14 protein-coding genes are annotated in these 17,431 nt (G+C 65.5%); 9 read left to right on the top strand and 5 right to left on the bottom strand.

What is annotated here, in order from left to right; translation table 11 throughout:
• Positions 1-7 precede the first annotated feature (7 nt).
• Positions 8-1,648, bottom strand: coding sequence for a DUF2793 domain-containing protein (locus tag ASE66_RS22915; protein ID WP_057192086.1), 1,641 nt, complete (start codon positions 1,646-1,648; stop codon positions 8-10).
• A gap of 255 nt (positions 1,649-1,903) precedes the next feature.
• Here ASE66_RS22915 and ASE66_RS22910 point away from each other — a divergent pair, with 255 nt between their 5' ends.
• Positions 1,904-2,587, top strand: coding sequence for a Crp/Fnr family transcriptional regulator (locus ASE66_RS22910; protein ID WP_057192085.1), 684 nt, complete (start codon positions 1,904-1,906; stop codon positions 2,585-2,587).
• A 32-nt stretch (positions 2,588-2,619) separates the two neighbouring features.
• On the opposite strand, the gene ASE66_RS22905 is transcribed toward ASE66_RS22910, so the two are convergent.
• The 4 genes from ASE66_RS22905 to ASE66_RS22890 all read right to left on the bottom strand — a co-directional run bounded on the left by ASE66_RS22905 (position 2,620) and on the right by ASE66_RS22890 (position 6,861).
• Positions 2,620-4,356 carry a cache domain-containing protein gene (locus tag ASE66_RS22905; RefSeq protein WP_057192084.1) on the bottom strand — a complete coding sequence of 579 codons (1,737 nt, stop codon included), beginning with the start codon at positions 4,354-4,356 and terminating at the stop codon, positions 2,620-2,622.
• 33 nt (positions 4,357-4,389) lie between these two features.
• Positions 4,390-5,397: an ABC transporter substrate-binding protein gene (locus tag ASE66_RS22900; RefSeq protein ID WP_200964645.1), complete on the bottom strand. Its 1,008-nt coding sequence runs from the start codon at positions 5,395-5,397 to the stop codon at positions 4,390-4,392.
• A 172-nt stretch (positions 5,398-5,569) separates the two neighbouring features.
• Positions 5,570-6,406 carry a class I SAM-dependent methyltransferase gene (locus ASE66_RS22895; RefSeq protein WP_057192083.1) on the bottom strand — a complete coding sequence of 279 codons (837 nt, stop codon included), beginning with the start codon at positions 6,404-6,406 and terminating at the stop codon, positions 5,570-5,572.
• Positions 6,407-6,495: 89 nt separating this feature from the next.
• Positions 6,496-6,861 carry a DUF1127 domain-containing protein gene (locus tag ASE66_RS22890; protein ID WP_057192082.1) on the bottom strand — a complete coding sequence of 122 codons (366 nt, stop codon included), beginning with the start codon at positions 6,859-6,861 and terminating at the stop codon, positions 6,496-6,498.
• A gap of 498 nt (positions 6,862-7,359) precedes the next feature.
• Here ASE66_RS22890 and ASE66_RS32210 point away from each other — a divergent pair, with 498 nt between their 5' ends.
• The 8 genes from ASE66_RS32210 (at position 7,360) to ASE66_RS22855 (ending at position 16,352) form a co-directional block, all read left to right on the top strand.
• On the top strand, positions 7,360-7,563 hold the full coding sequence (locus ASE66_RS32210) for a hypothetical protein (RefSeq protein WP_156412293.1): 204 nt from the start codon (positions 7,360-7,362) through the stop codon (positions 7,561-7,563).
• Between the two features lie 111 nt (positions 7,564-7,674).
• On the top strand, positions 7,675-8,145 hold the full coding sequence (locus ASE66_RS22885; RefSeq protein ID WP_156412292.1) for a hypothetical protein: 471 nt from the start codon (positions 7,675-7,677) through the stop codon (positions 8,143-8,145).
• A 271-nt stretch (positions 8,146-8,416) separates the two neighbouring features.
• Positions 8,417-9,331: a LysR family transcriptional regulator gene (locus tag ASE66_RS22880; RefSeq protein WP_057192080.1), complete on the top strand. Its 915-nt coding sequence runs from the start codon at positions 8,417-8,419 to the stop codon at positions 9,329-9,331.
• A 153-nt stretch (positions 9,332-9,484) separates the two neighbouring features.
• Positions 9,485-11,125: a hydantoinase B/oxoprolinase family protein gene (locus ASE66_RS22875; protein ID WP_156412291.1), complete on the top strand. Its 1,641-nt coding sequence runs from the start codon at positions 9,485-9,487 to the stop codon at positions 11,123-11,125.
• A 16-nt stretch (positions 11,126-11,141) separates the two neighbouring features.
• Positions 11,142-13,208: a hydantoinase/oxoprolinase family protein gene (locus ASE66_RS22870; RefSeq protein WP_057192078.1), complete on the top strand. Its 2,067-nt coding sequence runs from the start codon at positions 11,142-11,144 to the stop codon at positions 13,206-13,208.
• 145 nt (positions 13,209-13,353) lie between these two features.
• Positions 13,354-14,397: a TRAP transporter substrate-binding protein gene (locus ASE66_RS22865; protein ID WP_057192077.1), complete on the top strand. Its 1,044-nt coding sequence runs from the start codon at positions 13,354-13,356 to the stop codon at positions 14,395-14,397.
• Positions 14,398-14,445: 48 nt separating this feature from the next.
• Positions 14,446-15,066 carry a TRAP transporter small permease gene (locus ASE66_RS22860; RefSeq protein WP_082613674.1) on the top strand — a complete coding sequence of 207 codons (621 nt, stop codon included), beginning with the start codon at positions 14,446-14,448 and terminating at the stop codon, positions 15,064-15,066.
• Positions 15,066-16,352: a TRAP transporter large permease gene (locus ASE66_RS22855; protein WP_057192075.1), complete on the top strand. Its 1,287-nt coding sequence runs from the start codon at positions 15,066-15,068 to the stop codon at positions 16,350-16,352. Before ASE66_RS22860 ends, ASE66_RS22855 begins: the two co-directional genes overlap by 1 nt.
• Positions 16,353-17,431 lie beyond the last annotated feature (1,079 nt).

Here is a 17,431-nt window from a genome sequence, read left to right as displayed (position 1 = left end):
GCGGCGCTCAGGAACCGCGGCCAGCCTGCGGCTCCAGCGCCTCGACGCGCGCCGCCAACCCGGCGATCGCGGCGCGCTGACGGCGCACCACATCGATCAGCAGAACACTCAGCCTGTCATACTGAACGGCATCGGGCCGCAACTGCGCATCCGGGAGCAAGCGCCGCCGGCCGGCCTCGGCGCTGTCGTCCGGCAGAGCCTCGTACTGGTCGTCCTGGTAGCCCCAATGGACGAGGCGCGGATCGACCGCCGCCACATCCTCGGCGAGCAGGCCGTACCAGCTCCATTCGGCGCGATCCTGTGGCGCAGCCGAGCGGTAGCGGACCGGGACGAGGTCGAGGACCCGTTCTGCCGCGGCCGGATCGAGCGGCGTGACGTCGCGCTTGTAGCGGCGCGACGAGGTCGAGCGCAGCAGGCTGTTGCCGGTGGCGCTGTCGAGCACGGCATTGGCCGCCGCCGCCGTGGTAGCGACACTCGGGAAGCTCACCCGCCCATCGGCGGCGATCCGCAGCCGCTCGACCGGCGCCGCGGAGCCCGACGGCGACGTCGCAAAACTCAGGCGCGACGGCATGCTGCCGGCCGCGGGCGTCCCGTCCGCGCTCGCGGAAATGCGTGCGCCAAGCTCGAAGGCCGCCCCGGTATCGCCGTCGAAATGGATCGCCCCGAGCTGATCGCCAGTCGCGACGGCGGCATGGCCGCCGGGCGCCGCGCGCGACTTGACGAAGTTGAAGGAGGCGCTGGCGGAATTTGCCGAATAGCGGCCGAGCGCCATCGAAGCATTGCCGGAGGCCGTGCCAGCGACCTGGAAGCGCGCCGAGGGCGCCTGGCTCGGATCTAGGCTGGTCTGCGTCCCGATCAGGACCTGGCCCGGCAGGATGCGCAGGTTCTCGCTCCCCCCGGTCGAGATCGCGACCGTGTCGGCCGCCGGGAAGACCAGCCCGGTATTGCTGTCGCCAGCCGGAGACAATGCCGGCGCGGCGGCGGAACCGGCGCGCAGCCGCAGCGCGCCCGTCGCGGCGTCGATGCGCAACCCCTCCTGCCAGAGGGAGCCGTCGGCGGAGACGCGGAACTGCAGGTCGTTGTCGCCGACAAGGCCGATTTCGGCGCGCCCGGAATAGCCGCTCTGGAAGAGCAGCGAGAGCACGCCGCCGGCGGCCTCCTTGTTCAGGGTGATGCGCAGATCGCCATCGCCGCCCTCGCCCACCCCGCGCGCTGTCCAAAGCGCCTTGTTCAGCTTGGCCGCAAACGGATTGGTGGCATCGGGCGTGGTGCCGAGCCCGAAACGCGTCAGCAAAGCCAACGCTCCGCCATCGAGAACGCCGCGCCAGGCAGAGCCGTCGAAGATGAGAAGCACCTGCTCGTCCGCGACCCAGGCAATCCAGCCGGCGCGGGGCGCATGGAAGGTCCAGCCGCCGTCGCGCCGTTCGGCGAGGTGCCCGCCCTGCCCCGCCCAGTCGCCGAGCGGCACGGCGCCGAGCAGCCAGATCTCTCCCTCGACCGGAGCAAGCGGCGGCGAGAGCGCATCGCGAGCCGCGACCCGCAACTGTACGAGCGCATCGAGATCCATCAGCGCGTCGTTATGGGTGACATGCTTCTGCGCCTGCCCGGCGGCCAGAAACGGGAGAGCTAGGCGCAGCGTGGCGGGCATTGGCACTCCATGTGACTATGGGCCTATATAGGTTATTATTCCTATATTAAATCGCGCGCGATGTCAACCCGAGAGTGTGGGAATTAATAGCCGCACGAACGTGTTGTGACGGACCAAGCCATTCGACATTGTCTTGCTCCGCTTGCGATCGGCCGCGCTGGTCGCAAGCGGATACAGTGGCCTATCGCCTTGGCTTCTGCGCCGCCCCAGTCTGTTGAAGCTGCGGCGGCCCGGTCAAAATTCTGAGGGCTTTCGATGAATGATGCCTCTCGTCGCATCGTGAGTATTCTGACCACGAACCCATTTTTTGCGGGCTTCAAACAGGACGCGCTCGAGAAAATCGCGGCAATCTGCAGGCCGCGACACCTGGCCGCGCGGGAGATCCTGTTCCTCAAGGGCGATCCGGGAGACGGGCTTTATGCCATTCGCCGCGGTCTGATCCGCATCGGGTCAGTCGATGCTCTCGGCCAGCAGATGACGATGAATGTCTTGGGCGGCGGCGACGTCTTCGGCGAAATCACGCTGCTTGACGGACAATCCCGCACCGCTGATGCGGTGGCGATGGAGGACACCGACATGTTCTTCCTGCCGCGACATGAGTTCCTGAGCTTGCTGAAGCGCGAGCCGCCGATCGCGCTGCAACTGATCGAGCTCCTGTGCGCTCGGCTGCGCGATGTCATTGGCCGCCTGGAAGAGACGACATTTCTTCCCTCCGCAATTCGGCTTGCGCGACGCATTCTGGTGCTCGCCGCCGACTACGGCACGGACGTCCATGCATCTCAGGAGGAGCTGGCATCGCTCACCGGCGTGACGCGCGAAACCGTCAACCGCCACCTCCAGTCCTGGAAGCGCAGCGGCGTCATTTCCTTGGGACGAGGACGACTGCTGATCCAGGACATCGACGATTTGCGGCGCCTGGCAAAAGTCGATGTCGCCTAGCAGCGGAGTAAACACTGCGGCAGCTCGAGCGCTTATCCGGCTGCCGCTTCGCCCACAGCGAAAACCCGAACGGGTTGGTCGAACCCCTTCAGAACGTGCGCATCCAATTCCACCAGAGGCGCTCGCCCATCGACGGCCTCCGCGGCGACCATGTCGACCAGGACTTCGGCATTACCTGCGCTTGCGCACAGGCGCGATGCGAGATTCACCACGGTTCCGATCGCGGTGTATTCGAGCCGGCCTTCGGAGCCGATACGCCCCACGGTCGCGGGCCCCATCGCGAGCCCGACCCCGAAGCCAAGTCGGTGGTCCAGCGCCTGTCGATCGCGCAAAAGAAATTGGACGGTCTTCTGCATGTCCCGCGCCAGATTGATGGCGCACAAAGCCGGGTCCGGACGGGACACCGGGGCGTTGATCAGGACCATCATCCCATCACCTGAAAAATGCGTCAGCGTGGCCCCGTGGTCGATCACCACCCTGTCCAGAGCATCGTAGTATTCGCTGAGGAAACTCATGACGATTTCGGGCTCGGCGCGCGCCGAAAAGGCGGTGAAACCCCGCAGATCGCCGAAAACGACCACCACCTCGATGCGCCGACCGTCGAGCACACTGTCGTCGCCGGACCGGTCGACCAGCTCGGCCACCTGTGGTGCGAGAAACCGCTTGAGCCGGCCAATCCGTTCCGAGCGTTCCTGCGATACTGCCAGGTCGCCGGCCATCTCGTTGAAGCGTGTCGCGAGCCGCTCGAATTCGTCGCCTGTGGCAATGTCGATCCGGTGATCGAATTGCCCAGCCCCGATACGCGCCACGCCATCTTCCAGAAGGCGGATCGGTTCGATCATGCGTTGTGTGAGCCAGTAGGCAAGCGCCGCCGCGAAGCCCGCTCCACCAATGAGCAAGGCGCCCGTACGCCATAGGGCCGTGTAGATCGGCTCGAGGGCCTCGGTGACCGGTTGCTTGACGACGACACTCCAGTCGACACTCGGTATCGGCGCCATTGCGGCGAGAACCATATGCCCGCCGATGTCGCGTCCCTCGGTTGCCTGGCCGTTTCGCGTCGTAATCCTCGCCCTAAGAGCTTGGAGCGGCCGTATTGCCGTTTGGTCGGCTCGCAGAACGAGGCTGATGTCGGGATGAGCGACGAGGCGCCCTGGTTGATCGAGAACGAACGCCTCCCCGGTTCGTCCGACCCGGATCGCGGATATGACGTCCCAGATCAGTTTGAGATTGACCTCGGCGACTGCCACGCCGACCGCCGTGCGGGTGCCGGCTACAGCAATGGTCAAGAAGGGTTCGGAGCCGGCATGGAAGGTAACGGGGCCATACCAGGCGGCGCCGGGACGGACACCCTTGAAGGCTGGGCTAGCCGAGTGGTCCGTGCCGCCCTCGATCTTGTTGAGCCCGATGCGCGATACGAACAGGCGCTCGCGGCCGCTGGCATCAATCAGCGTCAGGCTGACAACGGCAGGTACCTGGCGCAGCAGGCGAGTGGCGTCGAGCCTGCGCCTTTCGTCGGCGCCGTCAGACCATGGCAGCTGAACCGTCCACGCCAGTTGATCGCGGATCCCATCCAGGAAGTCCTGGATTTTCGCAGCGGCGGATCGGGCTTCCGCTTCGAGAAGGTCGTTCAGCCTGGCCCTCTGGTCGTGATGGCCAAACCAGGCTTCGCTGCCACCGGCAACGAGAAGGGGTACGACGACCGCCGCGAACAGCGCGATGAAATACTTCGCGAAGAGCGAGCTCCGTGGAGCGGATGGCGATTGAGTCACCGTGACAGCTCATGCGCCGGTTTTCCGGCCAAGTTATTCGATCACCACGTCTGCGCTGCTCAGAAGCGAGGGCGGCATGGTCAGCCCGAGCTGCCCGGCCGCCTTCAGATTGATGAACAGTTCGACCTTCGTAACGCGCTGCACCGGCAGGTCGGATGGCTTCTCGCCCTTGATGATCCGCCCGGCATAGATTCCGGTATGGCGGTGCGACTGCCGGAAGTCGCCGCCATAGCTCATCAGCCCGCCGGCGTTCGGGAAATCCCGCGCCTGAGTAATGGCGGGCACATTGTAGCGGATCGCCAGCTCGGCGAGACGCCGGCTTCGATAGGCGAAATAGGGATCGGAGGTGAAGACCAGCCCGGCCAGCTGCGTCTGGGATACGGCCGCGAACATGGCATCCAGTTCGGGCTCGCTGCTGGCATTGAAGACGCGGAGCTCCAGTCCAAGACTGCTCGCGGTGGCCAGCAGGTTTCTCGATTGCGAACCTGAGGTCGGGCTTGTCGGGTTGACGGCTACAGCAAAGGTCCTGGCGGCCGGAAACAAGTCGCTCATGAATTCCAGCCGTTTGAGCGAGACTTCCACGCTCAAGCTGGTCACGCCGGTGAGATTGCCGCCGGGCCGGGACAGGCTGGCGACCAGGCCCAACGCGACCGGGTCGCCCCCCAACTCGAAGACAATCGGGATCGTCTTGGTCGCGGATCGTGCGGCGAGCGCGACCTCCGCGCCACCGGGCGCGACCATGACGGTGACCTGACGATCCGCAAGATCCATCGCGAGCGCCGGCAATCGGCTGTATTGGCCTTCAGCCCAGCGAAAATCGATCGCGACATTGCGGCCGTCGACATAGCCTGCTTCGGCGAGGCCCTCGGCAAAGGCGGCGAGGCGACTGCCATAAGGTTCGGGGGATTCCGAGCCGAGATAGCCGATGACCGGCGTGGCTTTTTGCTGCGCATGCACCGAGTGCGGCACTGTCACGATAGCGCCAAGCGCAATGATCTCGCGCCGGGTCAGACGAGCCGCCTGGCGCAAGAAGCAGGGCATGAAATGCACGGCCCTTCCCCTTCAGACCGACATCGCCGCAGGTCGCATAGCGCCCAACCTGCACGGCACCCTTGTATCATGCGGCATGGGCCGTGTCGCGAAGCCCGTTTGCGACACGGCGTATCTGTCAGAGGCTCTGGGATGGTGAGGACGGGGCCGGTCTGTTCACCCCTCAACGTCGCGTGATGACGATCTCGAGATAGCTGCTGGGCACCGCCATGGTCGTATCGCCCGACCGGTTGAACCGGTCCACCAGCTCCATCAGATCCCGTGTCAACACCGCCTTGGCGGGCAGGTCCAGCGCCCCAAAGACCTTGAGCACCGGTCCATAATAGCTGCTGAAGACTTGGAGCCAGTGCTCCGGCGAGCGATAGCGGAAGACGAAGTCGCGCCGCATCGTCTGGATCGACGCGCCGGCCGAACCGAACAGCTCGGCCAAACGCTCCTCTGTGCCCCAGAGCGCGGGCGAACGCAGTCCGGGAGCCGGCGGGACATATGTCCCGATCGTCTTGAAGAGCTGACCGATGAACCCGTCCGGGGTCCAATTGGCCAGGCCGATCTTGCCGCCATGCCTGCAGACCCGCAGCAGCTCTGCGGCCGCGCGCTCCTGATGGGGCGTGAACATGACCCCGAAGGTCGACATGACCGCGTCGAAATGGCCATCCGCGAACGGCAAGGCTTCGGCATCGGCTTCGCGGAAGGAGATATCGAGCCGCTCTGCCGCGGCGCGCTCGCGGCCGCGCTCGAGCAAGGCTGCGACATAGTCCGTGCTGGTGACCTCGCACCAGCGGCGAGCCGCCGCGAGACTGGCATTGCCGTTTCCGGCAGCGACATCGAGCACGGCCTGGCCGCTGCGCAGATCGAGCGCCTCGCACAGACGTTCGCCGACGATCTGCAGCGTCGTTCCGACGATGGCGTAGTCGCCGGACGACCAGGCACCGTGCTGGCGGAGCTTGATCGCCTCGTGGTCGATCTTCTGCGGGGCGGCGGCTTGAAGCATGGTGGACATTGGATGTGTCTCCTTATCGGGTTTGCTCGGTAAGCTCGGATGAATGGGGGCATGGCGCCTTGGAGGCCCTCGCGCCGGGCTGTGAGCTGTCACGGCCGCAGATCGACGCGCCGAACGCTGAACTCGATCTCCGAACGGCTGATGCCGATATCCTTCAGCATCCTGTCGTCGAGAACCGACAATGCGTTTGCCGCGTGGCGGATCTGCACCCCGAGGGCGATCCTGCGGAGCCGTCCCGACAGCGCCTCGATCAGCCTCGCCGTAAGCGGGCGCCGGGCAGGCTTGCGATGAGGCGGGACGAAGGGGCCGTGGACCTCATAGAGAAACTGGTCCCCGAGGATTTGCCCGACCGCCATGCGTCCGACCAGCTGGTCGAGCACCGACTTGGTGCGAGGCCGCAGCGTGTCGGTCAGGTCATCGATGTCATGGAAAAAATCGGCCCTCAGCGCATACATGGTGCCGCTCCATTGCTTTATTCGCCGCCTCCTCGGGCGGTGTTGCGGCGTTGTGGCGGCTCGACGGGACCTCGTCTGTGAGGTGCCGCACATAGGCGATTCACCGTTGCGGCGGGGCCGATGGGAACGAAGGCGGTCGGACGGCGAGTGAAGAGCGCTCCCAAATCGACGGCATCACTGCCAAGTGCGTTCCGGTCGATGATCGATTGTCGGACTGTGTCGATCGGAAAGCCTGTCAGCGACAACGATGGGGCAGGCGTTGACTGATCCGGGCGGCTGCGGGGATGCCGCCGAAACTGGCTTATTTTTTAGTTTCGGCGGGTCATCGTCAGAGCCGGAGCATCTTGCGCCCATCAAGGCTCGCTACGCCTCGCCCGACAGCCATGTAACGGACGGTATCGAGCGTGAAGGCCCGCGCATTCCGTTCTGTGATCTGTGCCGCATACCTTGGGCCGGATTGCATCTCTCTAGCGTTTCAACAAAACACTGGAGCGCAACGTGAGCCGCGTCATCGAAGAGAGACTTGAGCAATTCCATCGCAGAGCGATCGACCAAACGCAGCGTGCGGGCTTGTGTGCCTATCTTTTACGTGAGGATGGCAGCGTGATCCGTTACTGGCCAAACGGAAAGAACGAAACAATCGTGTCTGCGGCGACTTCTAGAACGCTCAGTCTGACCTACGTCGTCAGGATTTTAGAGTAGCCCGCAAGCGCATGCCAGCCATCAATTTTATAGCCTGGGCGCTTCGTATTCCTCACGCCGGTTTTCGATCGCTATCGTAAGTACTACCTGCCTCATGGCAGCGACACGAACTTGTCACCGAGCCGCAACGAGGTTCGCAGTGGACTGGCGCTGGCAATGCCTGCCTCAGATGCGAAGGTAGCGTTCATTGGCGATCTTGAGCAGTTCTACTGCTTTCTGCTTCGCGAGCTTTTCGGCAGCCGCTATTACCGTCACTTCGAGCGCCAGCCTCTCGGGCTCGGCGCGGTTGACGAGCCGCGCTACAAGGGCGCGAGCAAGCGCTCTCCGCTTGCTCGCCACGTTGGCGACACCTTCGATCACGCTCACTTCGTGCTGCTTCTCCCAGAGATCGAGTTGCGCGGTCGCTCGCTGGTGGAGCGGTTTGTCGAACTCGTCGAGACGGGCAGGCTGCGGGACCTCTGGCGTCGCCTGAACCCCGAGGGAGAGGTCCACGCTTCCGGCGTGTTCTACCTTCCTGGCGCGCTGGACTATCGGCGGTCCCGGTTCATCGGTATCTTGATAGTGGTTCGGGATGGGGAGTGAAACGACGTATCAGAGGTACCGGGCGGCTCATGCACGGACTCTTGTGTCGACCGGATACAGTCTAGGAAACCAGTGTTCGGCGACATCAATCGGGAAGGCGACAGGCGTTGATCAACATCATTCGCAGTACGTGACGGAGCGGGCACGCTGAAGCCGCGATCCAACGAGGCATCGGACGTCGAAACGTCAGCAATTCGCGCATTAGCGAACGGCCAGCGCCTGCTGAATTGAACGGCTTGGCGCCTCGGATCGCGGGCTGTATCAACCAACCATGGAACTGAGGCACCTGCGCTATTTTGTCGTGCTGGCCGAGCAGCGCCATTTCGGCCGCGCGGCCGAGATCCTGCACATGGCGCAGCCGCCGCTGTCGCAGCAGATCAAGGCGATGGAGGAGGAGTTGCAGGTCACGCTGTTCGACCGCAGCGTGCGCCCGATCGAGTTGACGCCAGCCGGCAAGACGCTGCTGCGCGAGGCCCGCCAGATCCTGCAGCAGATGTCGCGCGCCCAGGCGATGACCAAGCGCGTCGGCCGGGGCCAGGAAGGCAGCCTCGCCATCGGCGTCACCGGTTCGGCGGCGGCCGAGTTCCTGCCGCCCATCTTGGAGGCCTTCTACGAGCGCTGGCCTGAGGTGACGCTGTCGCTGCGCGAGATGTCCTCGCCGGCTCAGCTCCTGGCGCTTGAGAAGGGCGAGATCCATCTCGGCTTCGTCCGCCCGCCGATCCTCGACGACACGCTCGGCATCCGCCTGGTGCATCAGGAGCCCTTCCTGGCCGCGCTGCCGGATAATCACCCGCTGGCGGGCTCAGCCGGGATCCGACTCGCCGATCTGAACGGCGCCGCGCTGGTGATCTTCGACCGCGACGAGGCGCCAGGCTTCCGCGATCTGATCATGCATCTGTGCCAGAGCGCCGGCTTCTTTCCCGGGCGCGTCCAGGAGGCGCATCAGATGGTGACGATGCTGGCGCTGGTCGCGGCACGCATCGGCGTCGCCCTGGTGCCGCGCTCGGCGAGGCATCTCACTCCCGAGCGGGTCGTGCTCCGCCCGATCCTCGACGATACCCCGCTGATCGAGCTCTACGCGGCTTGGCCGCGGGACCGGCATTCGGTGCTGATCGAGGAGTTGCTGGCGGTGATCGACGAGGCGCGCATCACCCATGCCGTCGACCTCGACCCGGCGCCAGTGTGAGCCCGAGCCGCCAGCGCGATATGCACGCGCTGATATAATAGGATAGAAACTCGATATTGGACCGCGGTCAGAGCCACAAACTAGCCTCATTCCGTCGGTGTTGCCTCGATAATCATATCGATCCGCGCGCCTTCATCGATGAGAGGCCGTGGCGTGAGCAATTCCGTAGATCCGATCACCCGATCCGTCGTCCAGCACCGCCTGATTTCCATCGTCGAGGAAATGGGCGAGGCCATGCTCCGCACCTCCTACTCGCAGATACTGAACGCCAGCCGCGATTTCTCGATCGGCATCTGCGATCCGCAGAGCCGCCTGATTGCTCAGGCCGACCATATCCCGATCCATGTCGGTGCCCTGACCTGGGCGGTGCGCGCGGTCGAAGAAAAATTCGGCGACGCCGTCAAGCCGGGCGACGTCTATCTGCTCAACGATCCCTATTGCGGCGGCAGCCATCTGCCTGACGTGACCGCCTTCGTGCCGGTCTATGGCAGCGGCCGGCGCCTGCTGTGGAGCGTGGTGCGCGCCCATATGGGCGATATCGGCGGCGCCACGCACGGCGCCTACAACCCGCAGGCGACGGAGATCTGGCAGGAAGGTCTGCGCATCCCGCCGATCCTCCTGGCGGAAGCCGGGCGCATGCGCGAGGACATCCTCGACATGCTGGCGCTGAACGTCCGCTTCGCCCGCGACTTCCGTGGCGATCTCGCCGCGATGATCGGCGCCGCCCATCTCGGCGAGAAGCGGATCGAGCGGCTGTTCTCGGATGTCGGGGTCGAGCAGGTGTCGGAGGCGATCGAGGCCATTCTCGACGGCGCCGAGCGTCAGTCCCGCGCCATCGTCGCGGGCTGGAAGGACGGTGTCTATCGCGGCGAGGCGCTGCTCGACGACGACGGAAGGGGCCGCACCGACATCAAGGTAGTGGCGACGGTCACCAAGCGCGGCAGCGATCTCGAGGTCGACCTGACCGAGAGCGACCCGCAGTCGAAGAGCTTCGCCAACTCGCCCCATGCCAACACCCAGGCGGCGGTGGCAATGGCCTTCGCCTATCTCGTCGATGCCGAGATCCCGAAGAACGAGGGCTGCTTTCGGCCGCTTTCGGTCAAGCTGAAGCCGGGAACGATCGTCTGTGCCGACGACAACGTCCCGGTGACGTTGTGCACCACTCATCCGGCCAACGAGATCGTCGAGGCGGTGATCCGGGCGCTGAGCCAGGCCTGCCCGGACCGGGCGATGGGCGGCTGGGGCCGACGCTTCCGGATCTCGATCACCGGCGACAATCCGCGGACCGGCAAGCGCTTCATCTGGCACATGTTCCATGCCCGGCCGGGTGGCGGCGGCTCGCCGCGCGGCGATGGCTGGTCGGCCGCCGGCGAGTGGCACTCGGTCGGCGGCATCAAGTTCGGCAGTATCGAGGTAGCGGAGGCGCGCTTTCCGCTGCGCTTCGAGAGCCATGAGTTCCGGCCCGATTCGGGCGGCGATGGCGAGCATCGCGGCGGGCTGGGGTCGAGCATGGACCTCGTCGTCGAGGTCCCGGCCTACGCACACACAGCAGGCGAGGGCGCAAGGCACGGCTCGGCCGGCATGCTCGGCGGCAAGGACGGCGCGCCGCATGACTACAGGATCGTCTCTGGCGACAACAGCCGCGCCCTGAAGACCAAGGAGTTCGGCATCGCGATCGCTGCCGGCGACCGGCTCGAAATCCGCTCGTCCGGCGGGGGTGGCTGGGGCCCGCCGGAGCGGCGTTCCGCGCAAGCGCGCCAGCGCGACATCGACACCGAATTCACGAGCGCCTGAGCGGAGCCCACGCGTCATGACCAAGCTTTTTCGCGTCGGCATCGATGTCGGCGGAACCTTCACCGATCTCGTCGCTATCGACAGCGAAGGCGTCACCACCTTCACCAAATCGCCCTCGACGCCGGAAGATCAGTCGATCGGCGTGCTCAACGGCCTTGCCGATCTGGCTGGCCGGCTCGACCTCGACCTGCCGGGCTTCCTGGCGGCGATCGAGCGCATCGTCCACGGCACCACGGTTGCGACCAACGCCCTGCTCGAAGGCAAGGGCGCCAAGGTCGGCCTGCTGACGACGCAGGGTCACCGCGACGTCCTCGAAATGCGCGAGGGGCTGAAGCCGGAGCGCTACAACCTCTTGCTGCCGTCGCCGGAGCCGCTGGCGCCGCGTCATCTGCGGCGCGGCGTCAAGGAGCGCGTGGCCTTCGATGGCAGCGTCGCGGTGCCGCTCGACCGGGACTCGCTCAGTGCGGAGATCGAGCGCCTGCGGCAGGAAGGCGTCATTTCGGTGGCAGTCTGCTACCTGCATTCCTACCGCAATGCACAGCATGAGCGAGACACCGCGCTCGCCCTCGCGGAGGCCCTGCCGGACGCCTTCGTCTCGCTGTCGAGCGAGGTGCTGCCGCAGATCAAGGAGTATGAGCGGGTCTCGACCACGGTGGTCAACGCCTATGTCGGGCCGGCTGTGCGGAAATACCTGCAGAGCCTGGAAGCGCGGCTGGAAAAGGCCGGCTTCACAGGCTCCCTCTTCATCATCCTCTCGCATGGCGGCATGGCGCCGCTGCAGGAGGCTGCGCGCCTTGCCGCCGCGACGGTGCTCTCCGGACCTGCCGGCGGCATCGCCGGTTCGCGCCGCGTCGCCGAGCTGATCGCGACCCGCAATCTCGTGCCCTTCGACATGGGCGGGACCAGCACCGACATCTCGCTGATCGAGGATGGCGAGATCGCGCTTTCGGCCGAGCGTGGCCTCGCCGGCCAGCGCATCGCCCTGCGCAGCCTCGACATCGCCAGCATCGGCGCCGGCGGCGGCTCAATCGCCTATGCCGATGGCGGCGGCACCTTTCATGTGGGCCCGCGCAGCGCCGGCTCGGTTCCGGGGCCGGCCTGTTATGGCAATGGCGGACAGGACCCGACCGTCACCGATGCCAACGTGCTGCTCGGTTATCTCGGGGCCGCGACCTTCATGGGCGGGCGCCGCAAGCTCGACAGCGCCGCGGCGGAAGCGGCGGTCGATGGGCTCGCCGCCCGGCTCGGCATCGACCGGATGCACTGTGCCGCTGGCATCTATCGGCTGATCAACCTGAAGATGGCCGACGGCATCCGGATGATGACGCTGCGCCGCGGCGTCGATCCGCGCGGCTATACCCTGCTGAGCTTCGGTGGAGCGGCGGGCCTGCACGCCGTCGAGGTGGCGCGCGAGATGGAGATGCGCCGGGTGGTGGTGCCGACTGTGGCCTCGGTGCTCTCGGCCTGGGGCATGCTCGCCAGCGACCTGCGCTACGAGGTGACGCGCAGCCATCTCGGCGACATGGCGCAGCTCGATGGCAAGACGCTGCGGGCCGCATTCGAGGCGCTGGAGCGCGAGGCGTCGGAGCATCTGACGGCCTGGTTCAAGGGACCGCTGCGGATCGAGCGCTCAGCCGAGATGCGCTATGGCGAGCAGATCTTCGAGGTCGACGTGCCGCTCGACGGGCTCGACCTCGACGATGCGGACGCGATGACCGAGCTGGTCGAGCGCTTCCACCGGCGCCATGAGGAACTCTACACCTATTGCTCGCCCGGCCAGGAGGTCGTGCTGGTCAATGCCCGCGTCGCGGCGATCGGCGTCGTCGAGCCGCCACGCGACGAGCCGCGTACGGCCGTTGCCCACCAGGCGCCGCAGGCCGGCGGGACACGTCGCGCCTTCTTCGGCGAGTGGCGCGAGGTTCCGGTCTTCCGCTTCGAGGCTCTGGGGCCGGGCAACGAGGTCGAGGGCCCGGCCATCGTCGAGGCGGAGACCACGACCGTGGTGCTGAATGATGGGGACAGGTTGAGCGTCAACGAGCTCGGCTGGCTCGATATTACGCTGAGGCCGCGGCTGGCTGCGTAAATCGCGGCCGGTTCGCCGCTTTCCGCGGCATCATATGTGCAGGGTGATAATCGCATATGAACTGGGTATTTGACGAACAAACTGCAGGAAATTCAGGGTATTCCGCCAAGCTCGGAAGATTTCAACCAAGAAGAGGGGTCGTGTCATGTCCGTCCTGAACTGGCTCGGAGGAGCCTTACTCACTGCGGCCGTGGCCGTCAGCGGCCACGCCGCAGCGCAGACCAGCCTCAAGGTCGTGGCGCCGTGGTCGAACCTCAATGCCTATGGCAAGGTCGAGCAGCCCTTCTGGTCGAAGACGTTCGGCGAGCTCACCGGCGGGCAGGTCACCGCCCAGGTGACCTCCTATTCCGAGCTCGGGCTTTCCGGTGTCGAGCTGCTGCGCCTCGCCAAGCTCGGCGTCTTCGACATCGCCCATATCGTCGTCGGCTACTCGGTGGCGGACGACCCGGTCATCGAAGGCCTTGAGCTCTCGACCCTGATCCAGGACATCCCGACCGGCCAGAAGGCGCTCGACGCCTATCGCCCGGCCGTCGCCGAGACGCTGCTGAAGAAGCACAATCTCGTCCTGCTCGGTGCCTATCCCAATCCGAGCCAGGTGCTCTATTGCCGCGAGCCGGTGAACAGCCTCGCCGACCTGAAGGGCCGCAAGGTCCGCTTCTACGGCGCCAGCATGAACGATTTCATCTCGGCTGCGGGGGCCGTCGGTGTCAGCGTGCCGCTGGCCGAGGTCGTGCCCTCGCTGCAGCGCGGCGTCGTCGATTGCGGTATCACGGGCACGCTGACCGGCTATTCGTTCAAATGGCCGGAGGTGACCAAGAACCTCTATGGCATGCGCTTCGGCTGGGGACTGACCCTGATCGCCGCCAGCAAGGGCAAGTGGGACGCGCTGCCGAAAGACCGCCAGGAGGCGACCCGCAAGGCGGTCGGCACGCTCGAAGCCGAGCTCTGGGCTCTTGCCGCCTCCGACGACAAGGCCGGCCTCGACTGCAATACCGGCCGCGCCGCCTGCCCCTATGGCGCGCCTGCCACGATGACGCTGGCTGAGCCGTCGGTGGCCGACGAGGCCGAGCGCAAGCGCATCCTGCAAGAGGTCGTCCTGAAGAAGTGGGCGGCCCGCTGCGACAAGGCCTGCGTCGAGCAATGGAACGCCAGCGTCGGCAAGGTTACAGGCGTCACGGCGGCGCGCTGACCGGGCGGCCGCCATCGCAAGATCACCACAGGACGAGGAAGACAACGCATGGTTCCCGTGACCCGCCCCGGAGGGCGAGACCGCGGCGTACTGGACCGGGCCGACGATGCCCTCCGGTGGCTCGCGCGTGCAATGCTGCTGGCGGCGGGCTGGGGCCTGCTCCTGCTCGGCCTTTTGGTCACGGTGGATGTCGCCGCGCGCAATGCGATCGGCCAGAACATCGGCGGCGTCGACGAGATCGCCGGCTACATCTTCGCGATCGGGATTTCCTGGTCGCTGGCCGAGGCCTTCTACGCCCGCAGCCATGTCAGGATCGACTTCCTCTACCAGAAGGCCCCGCTGGGCTTGCGCTCGCTTCCGGACGTGCTGTCGATCCTGGCGCTGGGCTTTGCCGCCGCCTTCTTCGCCTTCAGCAGCTGGCTCGTCGTCTCCGGTTCCTGGAGCATGAGCTCGCGCTCGGCCAGCGTGCTGCAGGTGCCGCTGGTGATCCCGCAATTGCTCTGGTTCGCAGGGATCGTGGTTTTTCTGGCCGGCCTGGCGGTCTCGTCGCTGCAGGCATGCATCGCCCTGGCTGCCGGGCGGCACCGTGAGCTTGCTGCCCGCTTCGGGATCATGTCGGCCTCCGAGGAAGCGCAGGAAGCCCTCGGCCCGCGCGAGGAGAAGCGCTGATGCTCGCGAACGCCTCCCTGCTTCTCGCCTTCTTCATCAGCAGCAGCCTGCCGATTGCGGCGACGCTGATCATCACCGCGCTGATCCTGAGCTTCGTCTATTCGCCGCTGCCGCTCTTCCTCGCGGCCTCGGAAATCTTCTGGAAGGTCTCGACCGAGTTCACGCTGACCAGCATCCCGCTCTTCGTCCTTCTCGGCGAAATCCTGCTGCGCTCGGGCGTCGCCGAGCGGATGTATGGCGCCGTCGCGCTCTGGCTCAACCGGCTGCCCGGCGGATTGCTGCACGCCAATATCGGTGCCTCCACCCTGTTCTCGGCGACGTCGGGCTCGAGCGTCGCGACCGCGGCGACGATCGGGACCGTGGCGCTGCCGGAGATCCGCCGCCGGGGCTACAATGAACGCCTGTTCCTCGGCAGCCTCGCCGCCGGCGGCACGCTCGGCATCCTGATCCCGCCCTCGATCCACCTGATCATCTACGGGATGATTACCAACACCTCGGTGCCGAAACTCTACCTCGCCGCGACCATTCCCGGCCTGCTGCTGGCGGCGCTGTTCTCGCTGATCATCGTCGTGATCTGCCTGGCGAAGCCCGGCTATGGCGGCGAGCCGATCAAGGCGACCTGGCGCCAGCGCTTTGCCAGCCTCGCCGATCTCATCCCGATCATCCTGCTCTTTGTGATCGTGATCGGCTCGATCTATACCGGCTTCGCCACCCCCACGGAGGCGGCTTCGCTCGGCCTCGTCTTCGCGTTGGGCCTCGCCTGGTGGTATGGCCGCCTGTCGCTGGCGCTGCTGCATGAGTGCTTCATCGGCGCGATGAAGGCCACCGCGATGATCATGCTGATCGTGCTCGCGTCCTATTTCCTGAACTTCGTCCTGTCGGTGATCGGCCTGTCGCAGCAGCTCACCAGCTTCATCTCGGGGCTCGGCCTGTCGCCGCTGCAGACCATGCTGGTGATCATCGCCTTCTTCGTGGTGCTCGGCTGCTTCCTCGAATCGTTGTCGATGCTGGTGACGATCACGCCCTTGGTCGCGCCAATCGTGATCGGGCTCGGCTATGATCCGATTTGGTTCGGCGTGATCCTGATCATCCTGCTGGAAGTGGCGCTGATCACTCCGCCGGTCGGCATCAACCTCTATGTCGTCCAGGCGATCCGCGGCCGCGGCAGCATTCAGGACGTCATCGCTGGTTCGCTGGTCTTCGTGCTCAGCATGTTCTGCTTGATCGGCCTGCTGCTCGCCTTTCCCGAAATCGCTCTTTGGCTGCCGATGAGGTTCTCGGAATAGTCGGGTTGCGGGTGATGCTACGGGCCGGAAGGGAACGAACCATGAGGATCGATGGGGCCCGCCGACCGCAAGCAAAAAAACGCAGTCGGCAGTCTATAGGCTATTTGTGCTGGCGAAGGTCGATCTGGCGCGGACCTCCCTCCTTCAAGACGCAGGAGATCGCGGCCAACGGTACGATTATCCATACCCGTGTCGGCGGCCAAGGGCCGGCTGTCGTGCTGCTGCACGGCTGCGGCGACATGTGGGCGCCGCAGCCGACCTGGTGCGGAACTACACTGTGGTTGTGCGGGACCTCGGCGGGCTCGGCCTATGCTCCAAGCCGCAATCCGGCTTCGACAAGAAACCGCAAGCCGGAGAGGCTCGCATGCTGTGATCGCCAAAGAGCGGCTGCCCTATGGCGAGAATGGCGCGACGTTCCGCCAGCTCTCCGCCCAGGGTTACGCCACGACCGCAGATTGACCTGTCCATCTGGCGACCGGCGCGGCGGGAACGGTCTATCGCTGCCATTCGTTCCGCGTCAACGCAGCCCGGTCTCAGCGAGGTCAACAGCCGCGTTTCATGGCACAGTCGCCGCTGCTGCCGCGGGATGAGTTCGATCCGTCGCTACCACCATCGCCGGTTCAGATCGCCATCCGCCAAGCGTGCGGTCTGGCATTTTAACGAAGAATACCCGGGGCCAGCGCTGGTCCGGGGCTTGTCCCAATGAAGTATGTGGACAGCGAACGGCGTCCGCTTTCCGGCAGATGTGCAGCGTCCGCACCTGGCGCAAATTGTGCTGACTACAGCCGCATTAGATGATGACCTGATGTCGACGCGTAGTCGGCCTTATTCACCCTCTCACCAGCGCTGCGCGCAGTGTCCAGGGCGCGCCGGTGGCATCGACGAGTGCCACTTATGTCGCGGGCGATTGAAAGAAATAGACGGACTGCAGGCTTCCAGCTCAGTATGATGTGTTCAGACGCAACCTCGAAAACTGTTGCGAGCCGCTCGGCGTAGCGGCTCGCTCACTTTCAACCTCGGCGAGGGCAATGTCTGCGTCGCCGTCCATTCCGATCATCTCCTGGGATCACAAATACGAA

Origin of the sequence: Allobosea sp. Root483D1 (genome assembly GCF_001429505.1) — a bacterium.
GTDB lineage: Bacteria > Pseudomonadota > Alphaproteobacteria > Rhizobiales > Beijerinckiaceae > Allobosea.
The sequence above is the reverse complement of the archived record's forward strand: the minus strand, read 5'-3'. Positions and strand labels throughout refer to the sequence as shown.

Excerpts from the sequence above, each read along its gene's own strand:
- ASE66_RS22915 (WP_057192086.1), bottom strand. The coding sequence starts at position 1,648 with ATGCCCGCCACGCTGCGCCTAGCTCTCCCGTTTCTGGCCGCCGGGCAG.
- ASE66_RS22910 (WP_057192085.1), top strand. The coding sequence starts at position 1,904 with ATGAATGATGCCTCTCGTCGCATCGTGAGTATTCTGACCACGAACCCA.
- ASE66_RS22900 (WP_200964645.1), bottom strand. The coding sequence starts at position 5,397 with ATGCCCTGCTTCTTGCGCCAGGCGGCTCGTCTGACCCGGCGCGAGATC.
- ASE66_RS22895 (WP_057192083.1), bottom strand. The coding sequence starts at position 6,406 with ATGTCCACCATGCTTCAAGCCGCCGCCCCGCAGAAGATCGACCACGAG.
- ASE66_RS22890 (WP_057192082.1), bottom strand. The coding sequence starts at position 6,861 with ATGTATGCGCTGAGGGCCGATTTTTTCCATGACATCGATGACCTGACC.
- ASE66_RS22880 (WP_057192080.1), top strand. The coding sequence starts at position 8,417 with ATGGAACTGAGGCACCTGCGCTATTTTGTCGTGCTGGCCGAGCAGCGC.
- ASE66_RS22870 (WP_057192078.1), top strand. The coding sequence starts at position 11,142 with ATGACCAAGCTTTTTCGCGTCGGCATCGATGTCGGCGGAACCTTCACC.
- ASE66_RS22865 (WP_057192077.1), top strand. The coding sequence starts at position 13,354 with ATGTCCGTCCTGAACTGGCTCGGAGGAGCCTTACTCACTGCGGCCGTG.
- ASE66_RS22860 (WP_082613674.1), top strand. The coding sequence starts at position 14,446 with ATGGTTCCCGTGACCCGCCCCGGAGGGCGAGACCGCGGCGTACTGGAC.
- ASE66_RS22855 (WP_057192075.1), top strand. The coding sequence starts at position 15,066 with ATGCTCGCGAACGCCTCCCTGCTTCTCGCCTTCTTCATCAGCAGCAGC.